We start from the raw sequence: 538 nt of genomic DNA on the forward strand, positions 1-538 counted from the left end.
CGAACTGGCTCGTACCTTCGGCGCGACCGAATGTCTCAACCCGAAGGACTTCGACAAGCCGATTCACGAGGTTCTGATCGAGATGACCGGCTGGGGTGTCGATCACACCTTCGAGTGCATCGGCAACGTCGACGTGATGCGTTCGGCTCTGGAAGCTGCCCACCGCGGCTGGGGCCAGTCGATCGTCATCGGCGTGGCTGGTGCTGGCAAGGAAATTTCGACCCGCCCGTTCCAGTTGGTCACCGGTCGCACCTGGAAGGGTTCGGCTTTCGGTGGGGTCAAGGGCCGCACTCAGCTTCCCGGCATGGTGGAAGACGCAATGAAAGGCGAGATCGATCTCGCCCCGTTCGTCACCCACACCATGGGCCTCGACGACATCAACAAGGCCTTCGACCTGATGCATGAAGGCAAGAGCATCCGGACCGTCATTCACTTCTGATCCCAGGGTGGATAACGCCGTCGCCAGACGGCTTGTCCACCTCGACCGGTGGAAGCCCGCGCGGTTTCCACCTTCGCGAGGCCTGTTCATGACCCTTGA

At 61.3% G+C, this 538-nt stretch carries 1 protein-coding gene; it reads left to right on the top strand.

Annotated elements, in window-relative coordinates; translation table 11 throughout:
• Positions 1–439 (top strand): zinc-binding dehydrogenase (locus tag CXQ94_RS24055; protein WP_146070429.1); only part of this gene is annotated, 439 nt, incomplete at its 5' end.
• Between the last annotated feature and the right edge of the window lie 99 nt (positions 440–538).

It is taken from the genome of Arthrobacter sp. GMC3 (assembly GCF_002929305.1).
Lineage (GTDB): Bacteria > Actinomycetota > Actinomycetes > Actinomycetales > Micrococcaceae > Specibacter.